The sequence below is a fragment of the Bacillus sp. NMCC46 genome (assembly GCF_002998465.1).
Classification (GTDB): Bacteria; Bacillota; Bacilli; order Bacillales; family Bacillaceae; genus Bacillus.
In genome coordinates this window covers 734,436-752,710 of the sequence record NZ_PVQZ01000002.1, presented here as the reverse complement: position 1 = coordinate 752,710, position 18,275 = coordinate 734,436, and the positions used below count along the sequence as shown (strand labels likewise).

23 protein-coding genes are annotated in these 18,275 nt (G+C 41.4%); 14 read left to right on the top strand and 9 right to left on the bottom strand.

Translation table 11 applies throughout. The annotated features are described in order from the left end of the window. Window positions 1-152 precede the first annotated feature (152 nt). Entirely contained in the window at window positions 153-1,091 is a 939-nt protein-coding gene (locus C6Y01_RS09495) for a 1,4-dihydroxy-2-naphthoate polyprenyltransferase (RefSeq protein ID WP_034665260.1), read from the bottom strand. 382 nt (window positions 1,092-1,473) lie between these two features. On the opposite strand from C6Y01_RS09495, the gene C6Y01_RS09490 reads away from it, so the two are divergent. From C6Y01_RS09490 to menC, 6 genes are all read left to right on the top strand, one after another. Continuing rightward, a complete protein-coding gene (locus tag C6Y01_RS09490; RefSeq protein ID WP_095286114.1) occupies window positions 1,474-2,892 on the top strand; it encodes an isochorismate synthase in 1,419 nt (472 codons plus the stop codon). Then, complete coding sequence (gene menD / locus C6Y01_RS09485) at window positions 2,885-4,627, top strand: 2-succinyl-5-enolpyruvyl-6-hydroxy-3-cyclohexene-1-carboxylic-acid synthase (RefSeq protein WP_106038095.1); 1,743 nt, start codon at window positions 2,885-2,887, stop codon at window positions 4,625-4,627. The genes C6Y01_RS09490 and menD overlap by 8 nt, the downstream gene beginning before the upstream one ends. Further along, a complete protein-coding gene (gene menH / locus C6Y01_RS09480; RefSeq protein WP_034665270.1) occupies window positions 4,612-5,463 on the top strand; it encodes a 2-succinyl-6-hydroxy-2,4-cyclohexadiene-1-carboxylate synthase in 852 nt (283 codons plus the stop codon). Before menD ends, menH begins: the two co-directional genes overlap by 16 nt. Further along, window positions 5,453-6,271, top strand: a complete 819-nt coding sequence (menB, locus tag C6Y01_RS09475; RefSeq protein WP_034665273.1) for a 1,4-dihydroxy-2-naphthoyl-CoA synthase — start codon at window positions 5,453-5,455, stop codon at window positions 6,269-6,271. Before menH ends, menB begins: the two co-directional genes overlap by 11 nt. 71 nt (window positions 6,272-6,342) lie before the next feature. Further along, a complete protein-coding gene (locus C6Y01_RS09470; RefSeq protein WP_034665278.1) occupies window positions 6,343-7,803 on the top strand; it encodes an o-succinylbenzoate--CoA ligase in 1,461 nt (486 codons plus the stop codon). Further along, window positions 7,790-8,914: an o-succinylbenzoate synthase gene (menC, locus tag C6Y01_RS09465; RefSeq protein WP_106038094.1), complete on the top strand. Its 1,125-nt coding sequence runs from the start codon at window positions 7,790-7,792 to the stop codon at window positions 8,912-8,914. The genes C6Y01_RS09470 and menC overlap by 14 nt, the downstream gene beginning before the upstream one ends. 106 nt (window positions 8,915-9,020) lie before the next feature. Here the strand turns inward: menC and C6Y01_RS09460 are convergent, their stop codons facing one another. From C6Y01_RS09460 to C6Y01_RS09445, 4 genes are all read right to left on the bottom strand, one after another. Then, entirely contained in the window at window positions 9,021-9,212 is a 192-nt protein-coding gene (locus C6Y01_RS09460) for a hypothetical protein (RefSeq protein WP_034665287.1), read from the bottom strand. A 25-nt stretch (window positions 9,213-9,237) separates the two neighbouring features. Next, window positions 9,238-9,396: a DUF1540 domain-containing protein gene (locus C6Y01_RS09455; protein WP_008360682.1), complete on the bottom strand. Its 159-nt coding sequence runs from the start codon at window positions 9,394-9,396 to the stop codon at window positions 9,238-9,240. A gap of 68 nt (window positions 9,397-9,464) precedes the next feature. Further along, window positions 9,465-10,511, bottom strand: coding sequence for a cytochrome d ubiquinol oxidase subunit II (locus tag C6Y01_RS09450; protein WP_181185487.1), 1,047 nt, complete (start codon window positions 10,509-10,511; stop codon window positions 9,465-9,467). 21 nt (window positions 10,512-10,532) lie between these two features. Then, window positions 10,533-11,864: a cytochrome ubiquinol oxidase subunit I gene (locus tag C6Y01_RS09445; protein ID WP_034665295.1), complete on the bottom strand. Its 1,332-nt coding sequence runs from the start codon at window positions 11,862-11,864 to the stop codon at window positions 10,533-10,535. A gap of 175 nt (window positions 11,865-12,039) precedes the next feature. Between C6Y01_RS09445 and C6Y01_RS09435 the strand changes: the two genes are divergently transcribed. Then, window positions 12,040-12,282: a type B 50S ribosomal protein L31 gene (locus C6Y01_RS09435; protein WP_034665302.1), complete on the top strand. Its 243-nt coding sequence runs from the start codon at window positions 12,040-12,042 to the stop codon at window positions 12,280-12,282. Window positions 12,283-12,355: 73 nt separating this feature from the next. On the opposite strand, the gene C6Y01_RS09430 is transcribed toward C6Y01_RS09435, so the two are convergent. Further along, a complete protein-coding gene (locus C6Y01_RS09430; RefSeq protein ID WP_106038093.1) occupies window positions 12,356-13,345 on the bottom strand; it encodes a metal ABC transporter solute-binding protein, Zn/Mn family in 990 nt (329 codons plus the stop codon). 212 nt (window positions 13,346-13,557) lie between these two features. Between C6Y01_RS09430 and C6Y01_RS09425 the strand changes: the two genes are divergently transcribed. After that, window positions 13,558-14,124: a beta-class carbonic anhydrase gene (locus C6Y01_RS09425; RefSeq protein ID WP_034665310.1), complete on the top strand. Its 567-nt coding sequence runs from the start codon at window positions 13,558-13,560 to the stop codon at window positions 14,122-14,124. A gap of 1 nt (window position 14,125) precedes the next feature. Here the strand turns inward: C6Y01_RS09425 and yidD are convergent, their stop codons facing one another. Then, complete coding sequence (yidD, locus tag C6Y01_RS09420) at window positions 14,126-14,350, bottom strand: membrane protein insertion efficiency factor YidD (RefSeq protein ID WP_003217666.1); 225 nt, start codon at window positions 14,348-14,350, stop codon at window positions 14,126-14,128. Window positions 14,351-14,476: 126 nt separating this feature from the next. Between yidD and C6Y01_RS09415 the strand changes: the two genes are divergently transcribed. Continuing rightward, the gene (locus tag C6Y01_RS09415; protein ID WP_003217624.1) at window positions 14,477-14,950 is read left to right on the top strand and encodes an S-ribosylhomocysteine lyase; all 474 of its coding nucleotides are present in this window, start codon (window positions 14,477-14,479) and stop codon (window positions 14,948-14,950) included. A gap of 114 nt (window positions 14,951-15,064) precedes the next feature. After that, a complete protein-coding gene (locus C6Y01_RS09410) occupies window positions 15,065-15,499 on the top strand; it encodes a FixH family protein (protein ID WP_106038092.1) in 435 nt (144 codons plus the stop codon). Window positions 15,500-15,506: 7 nt separating this feature from the next. On the opposite strand, the gene ytzI is transcribed toward C6Y01_RS09410, so the two are convergent. Next, on the bottom strand, window positions 15,507-15,653 hold the full coding sequence (gene ytzI, locus C6Y01_RS09405; RefSeq protein WP_034665318.1) for a YtzI protein: 147 nt from the start codon (window positions 15,651-15,653) through the stop codon (window positions 15,507-15,509). 131 nt (window positions 15,654-15,784) lie between these two features. On the opposite strand from ytzI, the gene C6Y01_RS09400 reads away from it, so the two are divergent. The 4 genes from C6Y01_RS09400 (at window position 15,785) to C6Y01_RS09385 (ending at window position 17,448) form a co-directional block, all read left to right on the top strand. Next, window positions 15,785-16,222 (top strand): Dps family protein, encoded by a 438-nt coding sequence (locus C6Y01_RS09400; RefSeq protein WP_003217576.1) that lies wholly within the window; start codon window positions 15,785-15,787, stop codon window positions 16,220-16,222. A 121-nt stretch (window positions 16,223-16,343) separates the two neighbouring features. After that, window positions 16,344-16,535, top strand: a complete 192-nt coding sequence (locus tag C6Y01_RS09395) for a hypothetical protein (protein WP_034665322.1) — start codon at window positions 16,344-16,346, stop codon at window positions 16,533-16,535. Window positions 16,536-16,691: 156 nt separating this feature from the next. Then, the gene (locus C6Y01_RS09390; protein WP_034665325.1) at window positions 16,692-17,096 is read left to right on the top strand and encodes a phage holin family protein; all 405 of its coding nucleotides are present in this window, start codon (window positions 16,692-16,694) and stop codon (window positions 17,094-17,096) included. 43 nt (window positions 17,097-17,139) lie between these two features. Beyond that, on the top strand, window positions 17,140-17,448 hold the full coding sequence (locus tag C6Y01_RS09385; RefSeq protein ID WP_034665329.1) for a hypothetical protein: 309 nt from the start codon (window positions 17,140-17,142) through the stop codon (window positions 17,446-17,448). A 29-nt stretch (window positions 17,449-17,477) separates the two neighbouring features. Here C6Y01_RS09385 and C6Y01_RS09380 read toward each other — a convergent pair whose 3' ends face one another. Beyond that, on the bottom strand, window positions 17,478-18,269 hold the full coding sequence (locus tag C6Y01_RS09380; protein WP_106038091.1) for an AIM24 family protein: 792 nt from the start codon (window positions 18,267-18,269) through the stop codon (window positions 17,478-17,480). Window positions 18,270-18,275 lie beyond the last annotated feature (6 nt).

Here is an 18,275-nt window from a genome sequence, read left to right as displayed (position 1 = left end):
GAGAAGAATTTCTAGTGTGGAACATGAGAAAAACACCTTCCTTAAGTGGGTTTTTCTCTATTATAAAATGAGGAGATGGAAAGTTTAAGGAAAAAATAAAGCTGTCGAGATTTTCTCGACAGCCTGACGCCTGCGGCTGCAGGCGTTCTTTGTTACGCAATATAGTATTGTAAGATCAAAGCGATTGTCAGCAGGAAACCGAAAAATGTATTGGTTTGAGCTGTAGATTTCATGGCATTCATTAATTCAATTGGTTTTTCTTTTTGCTTAAATTCTTTGATAGCTGTATATGCTTTTGGCACACTGAGTAAAACAAGAAGACTCCAAAGGCCGACAATATCTGTGAAGATATAAACAAAAATAAGTACATATGAGACCAAAAACATGGAAAGTAAAATGTTCACTGCAGCTTTTCGCCCAGCAAGGATTGCAAGTGTTTTTCGTCCATTTTCTTTATCGCCGTCTAAATCGCGGATATTGTTCGATAGTAAGATGGCACCAACTAAAATAGAAATTGGTAGTGAAACGAGAAAAGCTTTAGATGTCAGTGTGCCTGTTTGGATATAGAAACTAATCAAGATGATTCCTAGTCCCATAAAAGCACCTGACACAAGTTCTCCAAACGGCGTATATGCAATGGGTACAGGGCCGCCGGTATAGAAATAGCCTGCTGCCATACAAATGAGTCCTATCAGTGCAATCCACCAGCTAGACATCATGCAAATATACACCCCTAGTAGTAAAGAAAGCGCAAATAGTGCATAAGCGAGGCCGAGGACTGTTTTTGGCTTCACACCGTTTCTTACAATGGCTCCGCCGATGCCAACAGATTTCTCGTTGTCCAATCCGCGAACATAATCAAAGTACTCATTAAACATGTTCGTTGCGATTTGGATAAACATAGATGCCAACAGCATAGCTAAAAATAGCCCAACATGTATTTGACCACTTGGAAGTGCTAGAACAGTTCCTAAAGTAACGGGAATAAATGCCGCTGTTAATGTATGCGGTCGTAGTAAATTCCACCAAATCCGCCAGTTCTTATCAGGCTTAATCGGTGAAAGCTGATCTGATATCGATTGATGCTGCATAAAATATACTCCTTTAAATAAAAAAATACGTACACGTCCAAATTCCAGTTTAGCAAAGTTCAAAAAGGTGTCAATATATTGATGCGATGAAACCGGAAAAAGATGTTTGCTAATCGTTGCCATATCGAGAGAAAGCTTGATCTTAGAACAGGACTTGCCATTTTTCCTTTAGATGCTCTCGTTTCAAGAAGCAGGAGCGAAAAAATCTAGAAAGCGTGATATAATAAGGATTCGAGGTTTTAAAAGCTGTTTTCTTTACTAAGTTCATCTGTTAAGGTTTATAATAGAAAAGCAGGTCATTCGACATACTCGAATGATCATGTATTTTTTCATTATGGTTTTATTTTTTTATGTTATTTCATGGATTTTGGAGGAATGTATCATGGTGACAACAGTGCAAAGTACTTTCCGGCAGGAAGCGCTTGCGACATTAGAAGAAGCGAATAACGTCAACCATGCTGTTTTGATAAGCTACTCCAGAAGAGTTGACGATCTGGATCCTCTTGCCTTTTTCCAAAGCGGCGAAGCGGATTTTTTAGGCGAGCGGTTTTTTTGGTCTGATCCAGAAAGCCAAATGATATTTTCTGGACTTGGCAGAGCGGCCGTCATTAAATCAACTGAGCAAGGCAAGGAACGATTTGATATAGTCCATCAAGAATGGGAACAGCTGAAGCAGCACATGTTCCATTTTCATGATGAGAAGGAGTTAAGGCAAGCGGCTGTTGGTCCGCTTTTATTTGGAGGATTCTCATTTGATCCGTATGAAGAGAAGGCGCGTCACTGGGAAGCTTTTGGCGAGGCTCATTTTTTTGTGCCATCGATGATGCTCACTGTCTCGAAAGAAGGCACGTTTCTTACGATCAATGAATGGAAGCAGGTGGACGGGAATGTTCATCAGCTCATTCAAGAATTAGAACAAAAAGCCTCTCATTTTGAAACATTACCGCTCAGACATGATGGACAAGCTGAACTTGTTCATATGGAAGAACTAGATGTGAAGGAATGGATGAAGGCGATCCAAGAAGCGACAGACCACATTCGTGCAAACGAATATGAAAAGGTTGTTTTAGCAAGAGAAGTCTTGCTTCACTATAAAAATCAAATAGAACTCGCTCCACTGTTAGCAGAATTATTAAAGCATCAAACAACGAGTTATGTATTTGCGGTTGAACAAGGAAGACAAGCATTTGTCGGAGCTACGCCGGAACGCTTAGTAAAAAAAAGCGGCGGAGAGGTCTTTTCATCTTGTTTAGCAGGTTCGATTGTTCGAGGAAAAGATGAAGCGGAAGATCGAGCATTAGGCGAGGAACTGCTGCATGATGAGAAGAATTTGATTGAACATCAAATTGTCGTCAATATGATTGAGCAAGCATTTGAGGCCAATTGCCTTCACGTGCACAAACCAAATCAACCTAGTCTTTATAAAACAAAAAACATTCAGCATTTGTTTACACCGATTGTGGGAGAAATTAAAAGCAGCTGTTCCCTCTTTTCATTAATTGAACAGCTCCATCCGACGCCAGCATTAGGCGGATATCCGAAGGAAAAAGCGGTTGAGGTCATTCGTGAAATCGAACCGTTGAAGCGTGGCTGGTACGCGGCGCCGGTGGGCTGGATTGACTCTCAGGATAATGGAGAATTTGCTGTCGCCATTCGGTCAGGTCTTATTGAGGAAGACCATGTTCGTTTGTTCGCTGGCTGCGGCATTGTAGAGGATTCCCTTGCAAAGCAGGAGTACGAGGAAACGCAAGTGAAATTAAGACCAATGCTATCTGCTCTTGGAGGTCGTCCGATTGAATAATCAAATCATGACAACATATATTGGCAGATTGATGGATGAATTTGTACAAGGTGGTGTGAAGGAAGCGGTTGTCTGTCCTGGTTCCCGTTCAACCCCGCTTGCGATGCTGGCTCTTGCCCATCAAGACATCAATGTTCATGTATTAGTGGATGAACGGTCTGCTGCTTTTTATGCGCTTGGTCTTGCAAAAGCAAGTCAAGCACCAGTGCTGCTTATTTGTACATCAGGTACGGCAGCTGCTAACTTTTACCCAGCCATTGTAGAGGCACATTATTCCCGTGTACCACTTATTGTTTTAACTGCTGATCGGCCGCACGAATTGAGGGAAGTTGGGGCACCTCAAGCGATTGATCAGCAATTCTTATTCGGTAAGTTTGTTAAATGGTTCACAGACTTAGCATTGCCAGAAGAAAGTCAGACGATGTTACGCTATGTTCAGACGGCTGCGGCAAGAGCAAATCATATGTCAATGCAAGAGCCGAAGGGACCTGTTCAGATCAATGTCCCTCTGAGAGAACCATTGCTTCCTGATTTGTCTATTGATCCTTTTGAGCGAGAAGAAACAGGCCGAAAAAAGGTCATAGCTGCAGGACAGGCTTTCCCAAATGATGATGTGATGTCTGAAATCGTGACGGTCATGAACCATTCCAAAAAGGGACTGATTGTGTGTGGTGAACTTCATACACAGGAAGAGAAAGAGGCAGTGTTACGTCTTTCGAAAGCCTTGCATATTCCGATTTTAGCGGACCCGCTTTCTCATTTGCGAAATGGTCATGAACATGCAGATCTTATTATTGATGCGTATGATTCATTATTGAAAGATGAAGCATTGCAGCAGCATCTATTGCCGGATATGGTCATTCGTTTTGGACCGATGCCTGTGTCCAAACCTTTATTCAAGTGGCTGGAAAAACATGTGGAAGTGAATCAGATTGTCGTTGATGCTGCCGGAGGTTTTCGAGATCCTGGCTTGAGTGCTTCATACGTCATTGAAAGTGATGTGGCAACTTTTGTAGATGAAGTATTCAAGAGAGCGGATCAACGTGAGGATACAAGTTTTCTAAAACGCTGGCAGAATGCTAATTCTTCATTCAGAACGCATGCATCCCATTATTCTGATGAGAATCTGTCATTTGAGGGAAATGTGTACCGTCAGCTTCAGCATCTCTTGCCGAAGGAGAGTGTCCTTTTTATCGGAAACAGTATGCCGATTCGTGATGTGGATACATTTTTTGAAGCGCAATCGAAGCCTTTTCGGATGATGGCGAATCGAGGAGCCAATGGCATTGATGGCGTTGTGTCTACAGCACTTGGCACGTATGCGGCTTTGAAACAGCCAGTCACCTTAGTGATTGGAGATTTATCATTTTATCATGATATGAACGGTTTGCTTGCAGCTAAGCTGCTGGACATTCCGCTGACGGTTGTGTTGTTAAACAATGATGGGGGAGGCATCTTTTCTTTCCTTCCACAGGCGTCTGATGAACCGTATTATGAAAAACTCTTCGGTACGCCGACTGGACTGAATTTTGAGTATGCTTCGAAGCTGTATGGGGGAACCTATTCGAAACCGTCAACGAAACAAGAATTACATGATGTCTACATGGCGCATATAGAAGAGCCTGGGCTTCATTTAATTGAAATTGAAACTGATCGGCATTCTCGTGTAAGCAAGCATCGTCAAATGATGGATGACATATTGGAAGAAGTGAAAAAAGAATGTCTTCTTTCATAATACGGATGCGTGATGGTGTGGCGTACGAGGTGGTGGATCAGAATCCATTGGCTGAGAATGCCACGCTATGCTTACATGGCTTCACTGGAAGCGCGGCTTCTTGGACGTTCTTGAATGGTTATATGGAGAATACAAGATTGATTCAAGTCAGCTTGCTTGGACATGGCCGCACGGACTCACCAGAAAGTATGAGAAGATATGCGATGTCGCATCAGCTGGCAGATCTTGCAGAGATTTTAAACCAATTAAAGCTTCACAAAGTGAATATTCTCGGATATTCTATGGGAGGACGTATTGCTTTATCATTTGCCTCTCGTTATCCAGATCGTGTCAACAAATTGATCCTTGAGAGTACCTCTCCAGGGCTTCGCACTTTTAAAGAGCGGATGGCAAGACTCAAACACGATCATCAGCTCGCTCAGAAACTTAGACATGAAGGTTTAGTGAAGTTTGTGGATTTTTGGGAGAGTATTCCACTGTTTGCTTCGCAGAAAACTTTATCAGCTGAAACGCAGGCTCAATTGAGAGAGGGAAGGCTGAAAGCCAATCCACTTGGACTGGCTCGCAGCTTAGAAGGCCTAGGAACAGGTTCGCAGCCCTCTGTTTGGAAGGCATTAAAGCATATGAATTTACCTGTTTTGTTGATTTGCGGAGCGCTTGATGAAAAGTTCTGCAATATCGCCAAACGTATGCAGCAGGAGCTTGAAGGCAGTCAATTCATATTGGCTGAGCAGGCTGGGCATACAGTTCATGTGGAACAACCACATTTTTTTGGTAAAATAGTAAGTGAGTTTATTACGCAAGATTTTAGAGGAGGAACTATTGATGGCTATTGAATGGCAAACTGAGCGTCAGTATGACGAAATTTTATATGAAACGTACAATGGGATCGCAAAGATCACGATTAATCGTCCACATGTACATAACGCGTTTACACCAAAGACTGTGAGTGAATTAATTGATGCATTTTCACGTGCTCGTGATAATTCAAATGTTGGTGTAATCGTACTTGCAGGAGCTGGCGGCAAAGCATTCTGTTCTGGTGGAGATCAAAAAGTACGCGGCCATGGCGGCTATGTAGGAGACGATCAAATTCCGCGTCTAAATGTATTAGACTTACAGCGTTTGATTCGAGTGATTCCAAAACCGGTGATTGCAATGGTTGCTGGTTATGCAATCGGCGGCGGGCACGTTCTTCACGTTGTATGTGACCTGACAATTGCAGCAGATAATGCAATTTTTGGACAAACTGGTCCAAAAGTAGGCAGCTTTGATGCTGGTTATGGTTCAGGCTACCTTGCACGTATTGTTGGTCATAAGAAAGCGAGAGAAATCTGGTACTTATGCCGTCAATACAATGCACAAGAAGCGCTTGATATGGGACTTGTCAATACAGTTGTACCATTAGAGCAGCTTGAAGAAGAAACTGTGAAGTGGTGTGAGGAAATGCTAGAAAAGAGCCCGACTGCTTTACGATTCTTGAAGGCTGCATTTAATGCAGATACGGATGGATTAGCTGGAATTCAACAATTTGCAGGAGATGCGACACTTCTTTATTACACAACAGATGAAGCAAAAGAAGGACGCGATTCCTTTAAGGAAAAACGCAAGCCGGACTTCGGTCAGTTCCCGCGTTTCCCTTGATTCAATCATATCGATGAAAAACAGCTTAGTGCATCAGACTAAGCTGTTTTCTTTTAAGAAGAGGAGGTGTCATGATGAAGCAACCTAATTGGCTGCTGTACCGTGCTTATTTAACGCCAGAAAGAATCGCGCTCATTTATCAGGATAAAAAGTGGACATTTCGCGATTTAGCTGATGAAGTAAATGAGCTTTCTAATAGACTTGCAGATGCATCATTGAAAAAAGGGGAAACGGTTGGGCTTTTGATGAACAATCAGCCTCAAATGGTGATGCTTGTTCATGCTTGTTTTTCATTAGGATTAAAAATCGTGCTATTGAACAATAAGTTAACAAAAGCTGAGAGGCGCTATCAGCTTGAAGATGCAAAAGCATCCGCTTTATTAACTGAACCTGTTTATGCCAGTGATCATAAAGGTGATCTCCCCGTTTATACAATGGAGACTTTACCTGAAGCAGGTCAAGATAATGAAAAGAAAATCGAGAGCGAATTTGATTTGAATGAAACAGCGACCATCATGTATACATCTGGCACAACAGGACGCCCAAAAGGCGTGGAGCAAACGTTTGGCAATCATTTTCATAGTGCTGTTTCCTCTGCACTAAATATGGGCATCAGAGAGGATGACCGCTGGCTTATTGCACTTCCTCTTTTTCATATTAGCGGGTTATCCGCTTTATTTAAGTCTGTGATCTATGGGATGACTGTCGTACTTCATGAGAAGTTTGATGTCGATGAAGTAAAGGATTCTATTGAACAGCATCGTGTGACGATGATATCTGTTGTTCAAACGATGTTATCCCGTTTATTAAGCAGACTGGAAGAATGCCCGTCTTCTTTGCGCTGTCTTTTATTAGGCGGAGGACCTGCGCCTTTTGCGATGCTTCAAGAAAGCAAAGAGAAAGGCTTCCCTGTGTTTCAATCGTACGGTATGACGGAAACCTGTTCACAAATTGTGACCCTTGCGCCTGAATTTAGTGTAGAGAAGCTTGGATCAGCGGGAAAACCCCTTTTTGGGTGTGAGCTGAAAATTCAAGATGGTACACGCACTTGTCGTCCTTTTGAGCATGGCGAAATTATGGTGAAAGGGGCAAATGTCATGAAAGGGTACCTTTACCGTGAAGAAGCAACCGCAGCTGCCTTTGATCAAGGCTGGCTGAAAACGGGTGATATTGGCTATGTGGATGAGGAAGGGTTCTTATTTGTGCTTGACCGCCGTTCAGATTTAATTATTTCTGGCGGTGAGAATATTTATCCTGCTGAAATTGAAGCGGTTCTGTTAACACATCCGCATGTAAAGGAAGCCGGAGTGGCGGGTATGTATGATGATAGATGGGGAGAGGTACCGGCTGCCTTTCTTGTCACAGACCATAAGATACCGGAGAATGAGCTCTATGCATTATGTGAGTCGCATTTAGCAAAATATAAATGGCCCGCCGCTTTTCACTTTGTGGACGAGCTGCCAAGAAATGCGTCGAATAAATTGCAGAGGCACAGACTCAAATCAAAGGGGTTTTTAGATGATTCAAATTGAACGAGTGATTTTATATCATGTCACGATGAAGCTCAAGCAGCCATTTACAACAAGTCTTGGAACCATCTCAGAGCGTGAGTTTATTATTGTCGAGGTAAAAGATCAAACAGGATTGACTGGATGGGGAGAGGTGTCAGCCTTTTCTTCTCCATGGTATACAGAAGAAACCATTGAGACTTGCTATCATATGCTGAGAGCTTTCTTTATACCGAATGTACTGACACGCACCTTTACACACCCTTCAGAAATACCAGACAGCCTGTACCAATTTAAAGGTAATAGGATGGCGAAAGCGGGAATCGAATCGGCTGTTTGGGATATTTATGCGAAGCGTGAGAATAAGTCATTACGTGATGTATTAGGCGGCACCAAAGAGAGAATACCTTCTGGTGTTGTGGCGGGGTTAGGACCCATTGACGACATGCTGAAGCAAATTCAGCAATATGTTGACCAAGGCTATCAGCGTGTGAAGGTGAAAATTAAGCCGGGACAGGATATTGGACTTCTTAAAAAAATTAGAGAGTCTTTCCCTAACCTTCCATTAATGGCGGATGCAAACTCTGCTTATGAATTAAAGGATATTAGCAAGCTCAAGCAGCTCGATGACATTCGTTTATTAATGATTGAACAGCCATTAGCTGCAGATGATATCGTGGATCATCGCCATTTGCAAAAGCATTTAAAAACACCGATATGTTTGGATGAAAGTATTTGTTCTTTAGATGATGCTAGAAAAGCTGTAGAGCTTGGCAGCTGTCAAATTATTAATGTGAAGCCTTCACGAGTTGGGGGGCTGACAGAAGCCCTTAAAATCCATACATTCAGTAAGGAGCATCAAATTCCATTATGGTGCGGAGGGATGATTGAAACAGGCATTTCCCGCGCGCAGAACGTGGCACTTGCTTCCCTTCCTCAATTTACAATCCCAGGTGATATTTCAGCTTCATCAAAATATTGGGAGCAAGATATCATTTTTCCTGAAATCAAGGTTGAGAATGGTTTTATTGAGGTACCTCGTTCCCCAGGAATGGGCGTAGAAGTGGACTATCAAGCGCTTCGTTCTTTTTCAGATAAAATTGACGTGTTTACAAAACATGATTTTGTGATGTGAAAACGAGTGAATCACCTTTTGCACATCCAATAAAATCTATGTATAGTGAGAGAAAGTTTTTCCTTCCTGTCTCATTAAGAAAGAAAGAGCGGTGATCCGCTCTTTCTTACTCTTCTACAAGCTCGCTGTCGTAAGCAAGCTGTCCGATATAGTGATTCATTTCATTGGGCATGTCTGCTGCATGGCCATATTCATAATCCCAAAGGTTTAAAAAGGAGTGAGCAGCCTGATAAAATGCGGCTTCGTCCGCGTCATGAATTTCGTCAAAAAACGTTTGAAGCAGCCGATCGTGTTTCAATGTGAAGCGCCTCCTTTAATGAGACTTAAAGATCTTGTGGTTTAAACGTTTTACAATCCGTTTCTTCACTTTTTTCAGCCGTATTTCCTGTGTGGCTGACGACATAGATTGCATCTGCCCCACAGCGGTTTCCAGCATTCCAATAGGAACAGTTATTGACTTCACAAAGGATTTTTTGACTCATACAGATGACCTCCTTTTGAGTATGTCTTTCTTCTATAATGTAACCGAAATGAACCTCGTCCATTCATGTTAATCTTCCTGACGAATATAGCGCTTATCCTTCATAAACAATTTCCAGAAGAAATAGAACCCAGGGAATAAGATGATAAAACCTACAATATAGGTGATAAACAATGCTCTAAATGTGACAGGGTCTGTAAATCCAGACATGATTGTAATATCTGGATAGGCCATATAAGGCAAATGGGCACGTCCGTACACGTAGCTTGCTAAAAAATATTGAATGGTGATCGCAATGACAGCTAAACGGGGCCGGCCTTTCCGCTGCTTAAACCGGCTGTTTGGTAAAAATAGAGCCAGTCCTGCTAGCAAAAACATCAGGAGTGATACAAGAAGAATAGGAATGTTCTGCATCATTTTTGTGAACAGCCAATTGGCCTCGCTTCTTAATGTCAGCATGATAAAAAAGGCCATCAAGAGTGAAAGCGGACCCGTAATGAGAGCCCCTCTTCTATAAATGCTGTAAGCTTCATCTTCATCAGCCACATTCGAGAAATCAGCTAAAAGCAAAGACGAAAGAAAAAGGGTGCTGAAAATGGCAAAGCCGACAAAAGAATAGACATTTGCACTCGTAAAGACCAGTCCAAGATCTAATGAGTAGACGTTGTTCTCCTGAAAGATAAATCCACCATGAGTAATCGGAAGAACCATGATCAGGATGGACGGAATGATAAAGCCGCTTATCCCTGAAATGTAAGTAACCGCTTTTCGGTATTTTTTAGGGAGTGAATGAGAAAACACGAGAAACCCGCTTCGCAGTGCAAGTAGTAACAATATGATGCTGCCGGGTATTAATAAAACGGTACCAAGTACAAAGGTCGCACCTGGAAACAAGCTAAACAATGCAACAACAATCGCCACAATGAAGACGTTTGTTACTTCCCATGTTGGAGAAAGATATTTATTTGCAATATTAGCGGCCTTTGTTTGTTCTCTATTCATATAAATCATCGACCAAAATCCTGCGCCGAAATCCATTGATGCCATCACTGCATAGATAAAAACGAATCCCCATAAGATGGTGATTGCAATGAGCGCATCAGTTGTAACATCCATTTGCATCTAGATCGCTCCTTTTTAAGATTCTGTTAACCGTAGGTCTTCTTCAATCGAATGTTTTCTAAAGTAGTACGTCAGTACAATAACGGTTGCTATGCCTAAGATGAGATAGACAATGGCAAAAAGGATAAAGAGCGTACCGATTGAACCGGATGATGTGACGACCTCTGAGGTTTTGAGCATTCGATAAATGACCCATGGCTGACGGCCTGTACATGCAAAGATCCAGCCGAACTCAATGGCCAAAAGACTAAGGGGCCCGCCGAATAAGTAAAGAAAAAGGAGCCACTTCGGATAATGTTCGCGTTTTAAAATTTTACGGTAAAGCAGTGCTAACACTGCAAACAAAATGAGGACTGAGCCAATGATAACCATGCCGTTAAATAATGTGTGAATAAATAAAGGCGGCCACTCGTCACGAGGGAAATCATTTAAGCCTTTGACCACCGTATCAAAGCTATTTCCTGCCAGAAAACTAAGCGCCCAAGGGATTTCAATTGCTCCTTTAATTTCCTGTGAATCGGCATCAGTAAAACCACCTATTGCAAGAGGCGCATGTGATTGTGTTTCAAATAAACCTTCAGCACCGGCTAACTTTTCAGGCTGATATTCATACAGAAGCTGAGCAGACTCATGACCATTTAAGGCCGTAAGAAATGAGAAAAGGCCTCCTACAATAAGTCCAAGAAAAAGGGCTTTTCGATGAAAAGTATAGAGTTTCTCATTCTTTCTTGTTTTGAGCATTTTAAAAGCGGCCACCGAAGCAATCACAAAAGCACCTGTTGTAAAAGCAGACAGCACGACATGTGTCGCAGTCACCACAAAGCTTGGATTGAAAAAGGCCTTCCAAGGCTCGATATTTGTAATCTCTCCATTGACCATTTGAAAGCCAGCAGGTGTTCCTTCAAACGCATGTACGTTTGTGATCAGAATCGCTGAAGCGGCTGCGCCAATCACGACAAAAATAACGGTAATGATGCGCATAGCAGGTGATAGGCGATCCGCTGCGTACACATAAATAGACATAAATAATGCTTCAATAAAGAACGCATAAATTTCAATCTGAAATGGCAGTGACATGACCTTTCCGATGACCTCCATAAAACCTGGCCATAGAAGAGCGAGCTGAGTACCAGCAATCGTGCCTGTTGGAATGGCGACACCTAACAAGACAGCCTGCGCTTTCGTCCACCGTTTGGCCATGACAGCATAGTGAGGGTCCTTCGTTTTTTGGAAGATGAGTTCAGCTAACAAAATCATTAGCGGGATGCCGACGCCAAGCGAGGCATAAATAATATGAAAGCCCATGGTTGTGCCGAACAGGCTTCTAGCTAAAACGAGATCAGTCAATTTTTTCTCCGCCTTTCTTATCGCTTCTCTTTTTCATGATGTTATTATTCTCCACCATTTTTAGATTATTCTTCCTGACTAAGAAAGCTTGATTTTTGACAAGTTGTAAAAGAGGGAGTAGAATATAAATATAAAGCGTAATCATTACGTTTTGATAACGAAAGGAGTTTTGACATTGAAAAGAGATATTCATCCAACCTCACATGAAGTTGTATTTATGGATGTAAACAGCGGTTACCGCTTCTTGAGTAAATCGACAAAGACATCCAATGAGACAGTAGAATGGGAAGATGGGAAAACGTATCCTGTGATTAAAGTAGAAACAAGCTCTGATACGCATCCTTTTTATACAGGACGACAAAAATTCGGAGAAAAAGGCGGAAGAGCCGAGTTGTTTAAGAAAAAATATCAAATGTAATAAAAAGCACACCCTGAATTGGTGTGCTTTTTTGCAGCAAAAAACCCCGGATGATCACCCGGGGTTCTAGTAATTAATCATTTAAAGCGGTTTTTAAGGTCTTTAGATTTTGTTTCATTAAGCTGATGTAGCTTTCGCCATTTTTGGCATCATCTTCAGTAATAGATTCTAGATTTTTAAGTGTGAGGCTTTTTGCCCCAATTTCACTGCGGATTGTATCTGATACTTTGCTGCTGACGTTGTTTTCAAAAATCACATATTGAATGTGATGCTTTTCAGCTTTTTGTACAATGCTTTCGAGCTGCTTTTGTGAAGGCTCTTCAGAAGCGGATAACCCTAATACACTGATTTGCTCAATACCGTAGCGCTTTTCCCAATAACCGTAGGCTGCGTGAGAAACAAGGATTTCTTTATGTTTTGCTTTAGATAACGTTGTGTTGAACTCTTGATCTAGCGATTGCAAATCCTTTTTTAGTTTTTCATAGTTTTTTGTGTATTCGTCTTTATGATCTGGATCTAATGAAACGAGCGTGTCCTTAATGTTTTTCGCCATTTGCTTTGCATAAACCGGGTCTAACCATGCGTGAGGATCTTTATCTCCATGGTCGTGTTTATCATGGTCATGAGCTTCACTTTCATGGTCGTGATCATGGTCTTCGCCTTCTTCATGTGAATGCTCTTCTTTTGTCGATAACAATTTGATGCCTTCGGCTGCTTTGACTGTTTTCACGCCTTGGTCTTTTAACGTAGAAGCGGTTTTGTCAGCGAATGCTTCAGCTCCTGTACCGCTGTAGATGAAGGCGTCACCTTCAGCCATTTCAACCATCGTTTTTGAACTTGGTTCAAAGCTGTGTGCATCTGCATTGGCCGGGTACACACTTTGCGCATGAACGTGAGAACCGCCAATTTTTTCAGTGAAATCTTGGATCGGGAAGATCGTGGTGTAAATGGTTAGTTTCCCGTCTGCCTTTCCTTTTGAAGCATTTGTCCCCGTACTGCTTGAGCAAGCGGCAAGACCGATCGCAAATAAAGCAGCTGTTAAAATATAAAAGATTTTTTTCATGTAGAAATGTCTCCTCTCAATCTATTAGATAGAAATGATTACGATTTAATGTCCTGAGTAATTGTATCGTAATAATTACGATTTGAAAAGAGGAAAATAAAAAAATTTCATCAGCAGATGTTTCCTTTAAAAAAATGCGCTGCAAAACGTGACGAAATTTCTCACATTGTGCTATATTTATTTTTAAAAAAGATAAAGGAATGGGCAAACGTATGAAACTTTTAGATGAAATCATCGAATATAATCAACAGTTTATTGAAGAGAAGAAATACGAAGAATTTACAACAACGAAGTTTCCACAGAAAAAAGCTGTCATTCTGTCATGTATGGATACAAGACTTGTCGAGCTGCTTCCGCGTGCAATGAACATGAAAAATGGAGATATCAAGATCGTTAAAAGTGCTGGTGCTCTTGTTTCTCATCCATTTGGAAGTATTATGCGAAGCATTTTAGTGGCTGTTTACGAATTAAATGCTGACGAGGTTTATGTCATTGGGCATCATGATTGTGGTATGAGCAAAATAGACAGTCAAACACTTTTAAACAAAGCCATTGAGCGTGGTATTCCAGAAAAGCGTATTGAAGTACTGGAATACTCAGGAATCGACTTTAAACAGTGGCTCAAAAGCTTTAGTTCTGTTGAAGAGAGCGTGAAGGACAGTGTGTCCGTTGTAAAAAATCACCCGCTTCTTCCATCAGATGTGCCTGTGCACGGTCTTGTCATTGATCCTGGAACAGGCAAGCTTGACTTAGTCGTCAACGGATATGAAGAAAAATAAGTTATTTTTCCTTTTTCGGCGGGACAGGATCGATGCCGCCAGGATGGAGTGGATGACATTTTAAAATCCGTTTGATGGTGAGCCAGCCGCCTTTTAAAGCGCCATGCGTTTTGATCGCCTCTAGCCCATAGTTTGAGCATGTTGGATAAAACCGGCAGCTAGGCGGTGTAAGAGGGGAAATACATTTTTGATAAAAGCGTATGATGCCGATAAAAATTTGTTTCATAGAGGTTCCTCCTTGTCTGTCTTTCACAGTATAAGAAAAAAGGACAAGGAAGGAAAGTTTTATAAACTAAGCTGGTCGGAGAAATATGTTATAATATAGGAAATTGCAATTATAGGAGTGGTGATTATGCCTTCAGTTGAAAGCTTTGAACTTGATCATAATGCTGTAAAAGCGCCATACGTTCGTCATTGCGGCGTTCATAAAGTGGGATCAGATGGGGAAGTAAATAAATTTGATATTCGTTTTTGTCAGCCTAACAAGCAGGCGATGAAACCTGATACGATTCATACATTAGAGCATTTACTTGCGTTTAACATTAGAACACACTCAGAGAAATACGATCATTTTGATATCATTGATATTTCTCCAATGGGCTGCCAGACAGGCTACTATTTAGTGGTCAGTGGTGCACCTACTCCAAAAGAGATCGTTGAACTTCTTGATGCAACATTCAAGGATGCAGTTGAGGTAACAGAGATTCCTGCTGCAAACGAAGAGCAATGCGGTCAAGCGAAGCTTCATGACCTTGAAGGGGCAAAACGTTTGATGCGTTTCTGGCTTTCTCAAGATCAAGAAGAGCTTCTAAAAGTATTTGGTTAATAGATCATAAACCGGACAAGTTGATGTCCGGTTTTTTGAATTCGATCATGAGATGTCAAAATAGGGGATATTTGTTAAAATGGACATGTCAGTAAAAGAAGGGGGAAACTCGGGATGCGAAAAATGTTAAGAATGATTTTGATGCTCATGTTACTAAGTGCATGTGGGAACTCTGCAGCAAATAGCGGCAAAGGGGAGGTGCCTGAGCTATTAGAAGTGAAGCTTACAGGACCTGAGCAAGTGGAGAAAAATGAAAGCGTTATAGTAAAAGCAGCTGTCACATATGGTGATACCCCTGTTGATGATGCAGACGATGTTCAATTTGAAGTGTGGAAAGATGGTGACAAAGATAACAGCAAGATGATTCAGCCAAAGAAAGAGAACAAAGGTGTATATGAATTGCATACAGCCTTTAAAAAAGATGGCCTTTATATCATACAAGTCCATGTGACAGCTAAACAGCAGCATAATATGCCGAAGACGAACATCCACGTAGGTGATGTGAAAAAAGAGAGTTCGTCTACTGAAGCAGAAACCTCACATCATTAAGTGCGATTTATTTTGGGTTAGGACGTTGGTTTGGTTCAGCATCCTGTGGTGAATCGATTTTATGCTTATATTCATAAGCCTTCGATGTTGTCCACAGTGATAAAAAGACAACGATTGAGATAATGATAAAGCTGATAATCCCAAGTAACAGCATCTAACTCCCTCCTTATTTCCATATTAACATATATTTCATGCAGTCAAAATAGAAGAAATTCATGGCAGGTTTCAGTATAATAGGAAAAGGGTATTCTCATACTAAACGCAATTACATAAGGAGGAATGAACATGTCTGAAAAATTATTAAACGTCGTCAATAAACAAGTAGCTGATTGGACTGTGCTTTACGTGAAATTACATAACTATCATTGGTACGTAAAGGGAAAAGACTTCTTTACACTCCATGAGAAATTTGAGGAACTTTATACAGAAACAGCGACATACATTGATGATTTGGCTGAGCGTATGCTTGCGTTAAATGGACAGCCTGTTGCGACAATGAAAGAATGCTTAGAAATTTCTAGCATTCAAGAAGCTGAAGGCAATGAATCAGCGGAGCAAATGGTGAAAAATCTATATGATGATTTCTCCAATATCGCAGAGGAATTAAAGCAAGGAATGGAGCTGGCTGGAGAAGTTGGCGATGAAACAACAGGTGATATGCTGCTTGCGATACATCAATCTATTGAGAAACACAACTGGATGCTTAAAGCATTTTTAGGATAATACGAATGTGAAAGGAATGTCGATCATAAGATCGGCATTCTTTTTTGATGGATTTGTGACAGACAGCCCATTGAAATCATAGGGCTTTCAGCCGAAGAGAAAAGAGAAGGGAGGGGAGAAGATGTCTTCCATTGCAGGAATGATGAGTCAGCAAGTCGCGAGCATTCAAAGAACACTCAATATTAGTTTGTTGAATTCACAGCTTGCTACGAATACAGCACAAGCCATGGTCATGCTGGATCAAGTTCAGCAGCAGCCTCAAGCTGTTCAGCCAAAGGATTCAGACGCTCGCTTTATTGATGTCAGAGTCTAAGAATGGAAGCCGCCGCACAAGGCGGCTTTTTTTCTTGTCATCACTCTGTCCGATTTAAAAGACGACGCCTTTATTTTTTGTCGTCCAAGCTATTGCGAGGATCCGGCATATACTATTGAGGTAAGGAGTTCCACTATGAAAGGATGTTGATGCCAAGTGAGCAAGGATTTAGGCATCTTTTCGTTGTTTACAGTCAGTTTGTCAGCGATGAGCTTTCTGTTTGGTGGAGCAGGATATTTACTGATGATATTAGTAACATTGATGGCCATTGAATTAATTTGTTCAAGCCTAAGAGAATCTTTGACTGGGCAGCTCACAATGAAACGTTTTTTTACACGGCTTGTTCGAAAGATTGTGACGGTCTCCTTAATATCGATGGCGCATTTCTTCGATGTCATGCTGAAGACAAATGGGATGATTAAGGATTTAGCGATCATCTTTTATATTATTTATGAATCTTACCAAATCGTCTCGACAGCCAATGCCCTCGGAATTCCCATTCCACAGTTGTTTATTGATGTGTTGGACATGTTGAAAAATAAATTGCGCAAAAAGCCGTAATTTTTTCATATCTGGTCATACTAAAGGAAAAAGGATGAATCAGATGGCGAGACACACATATTATGTATCTGTACAGGATGGGTCGATATCGCAGCATAGAGATGCGGCGGCTTGGCAATTTCAAATAGAAGCAGATGATGATCAAATTTTGCAGCTGAGAGACTATTTCGATGAACAGTATATGACAGATTGGAAAGGATTCTTTCGAGCGCATGTTCCGTTTCTTGAATATCATTATGACAGTCCGAATGATGAAATGGATCGAAAAAGACAAGAGATTTACTCAATGATTTATGAGCTCGGGAATGAAGAGACAAAGAACTTTATTGAAACAAATGGATTAATGAATTGAAAAAGCATGTAGAGATTTTCTACATGCTTTTATTTTCGCGGTTGTAAGATGCCTCCGATCAGATCACTAAGCCCGCCTTTATTCTCTTGCTGTGATGTCTGTGAATTAGTGAAATCATGAGAAGAGCTCTGGATTTGAGGCTTGTAGCGGTTATCATCTAAACCAACCCGTAAGCCAGATGTGCGCTCAGATGGCTGGATAATGACAATTTGGTCTTGTTCTTGAAACTCAAATAAGTAGGATTCACCAGATGTTTGTCCAATGAAGGTTTTCCAGTTCACATCTAATTTGACCTTCGGTGCTTTGCCTGTCCAAGCGACAATGGCGTCAGGATCTACACGGCAGGGGGCTTTTAAAATGAGCGGGTTTCCATTCGTTTTAATGGCGACCTGCGCTCCGTGGCCTTGATAGGAGAGCTTTGATGTAAACAGTCCTTTCTGTGATAAAATACCAACGCCTACTGGTGTCACGCCGTAATGACACTCCTCAGTAAAGGCAAGTAGATCTTCACTTTCTACACTTACATGCTGCCAAGGACCGCTCGGCTCAAGATTAATCACTGTCACGTGCTCGCTGGAATCAGCTAAATAACAAGTACCTTGTCCACTCACTTCCATCACCTCAAGGTTTTCACCTGTCAATTTTCTGCTGATGTGGTTAAATACTTGACTGACCATATTTCCTTTATTTGTCCCGAGTAGTCGTTTGCGGTATTGAAACGTTCCTTGATCGGCAATCATTGCGCCTTTTTTCGCAAAAAAGATTCCGCTGCCTTCTGCTTGTAAAGTGAGTTCTTCTATCGTGTTGAAATGAAATCCCATTGGTGC

Bases quoted from the DNA above. Each gene is read 5' to 3' on its own strand.
- C6Y01_RS09495 (WP_034665260.1), bottom strand. From the start codon at position 1,091: ATGCAGCATCAATCGATATCAGATCAGCTTTCACCGATTAAGCCTGAT.
- C6Y01_RS09490 (WP_095286114.1), top strand. From the start codon at position 1,474: ATGGTGACAACAGTGCAAAGTACTTTCCGGCAGGAAGCGCTTGCGACA.
- menH (WP_034665270.1), top strand. From the start codon at position 4,612: ATGTCTTCTTTCATAATACGGATGCGTGATGGTGTGGCGTACGAGGTG.
- menB (WP_034665273.1), top strand. From the start codon at position 5,453: ATGGCTATTGAATGGCAAACTGAGCGTCAGTATGACGAAATTTTATAT.
- C6Y01_RS09470 (WP_034665278.1), top strand. From the start codon at position 6,343: ATGATGAAGCAACCTAATTGGCTGCTGTACCGTGCTTATTTAACGCCA.
- menC (WP_106038094.1), top strand. From the start codon at position 7,790: ATGATTCAAATTGAACGAGTGATTTTATATCATGTCACGATGAAGCTC.
- C6Y01_RS09455 (WP_008360682.1), bottom strand. From the start codon at position 9,396: ATGAGTCAAAAAATCCTTTGTGAAGTCAATAACTGTTCCTATTGGAAT.
- C6Y01_RS09450 (WP_181185487.1), bottom strand. From the start codon at position 10,511: ATGGATGTTACAACTGATGCGCTCATTGCAATCACCATCTTATGGGGA.
- C6Y01_RS09430 (WP_106038093.1), bottom strand. From the start codon at position 13,345: ATGAAAAAAATCTTTTATATTTTAACAGCTGCTTTATTTGCGATCGGT.
- C6Y01_RS09425 (WP_034665310.1), top strand. From the start codon at position 13,558: ATGAAACTTTTAGATGAAATCATCGAATATAATCAACAGTTTATTGAA.
- yidD (WP_003217666.1), bottom strand. From the start codon at position 14,350: ATGAAACAAATTTTTATCGGCATCATACGCTTTTATCAAAAATGTATT.
- C6Y01_RS09415 (WP_003217624.1), top strand. From the start codon at position 14,477: ATGCCTTCAGTTGAAAGCTTTGAACTTGATCATAATGCTGTAAAAGCG.
- C6Y01_RS09410 (WP_106038092.1), top strand. From the start codon at position 15,065: ATGCGAAAAATGTTAAGAATGATTTTGATGCTCATGTTACTAAGTGCA.
- ytzI (WP_034665318.1), bottom strand. From the start codon at position 15,653: ATGCTGTTACTTGGGATTATCAGCTTTATCATTATCTCAATCGTTGTC.
- C6Y01_RS09400 (WP_003217576.1), top strand. From the start codon at position 15,785: ATGTCTGAAAAATTATTAAACGTCGTCAATAAACAAGTAGCTGATTGG.
- C6Y01_RS09395 (WP_034665322.1), top strand. From the start codon at position 16,344: ATGTCTTCCATTGCAGGAATGATGAGTCAGCAAGTCGCGAGCATTCAA.
- C6Y01_RS09385 (WP_034665329.1), top strand. From the start codon at position 17,140: ATGGCGAGACACACATATTATGTATCTGTACAGGATGGGTCGATATCG.
- C6Y01_RS09380 (WP_106038091.1), bottom strand. From the start codon at position 18,269: ATGGGATTTCATTTCAACACGATAGAAGAACTCACTTTACAAGCAGAA.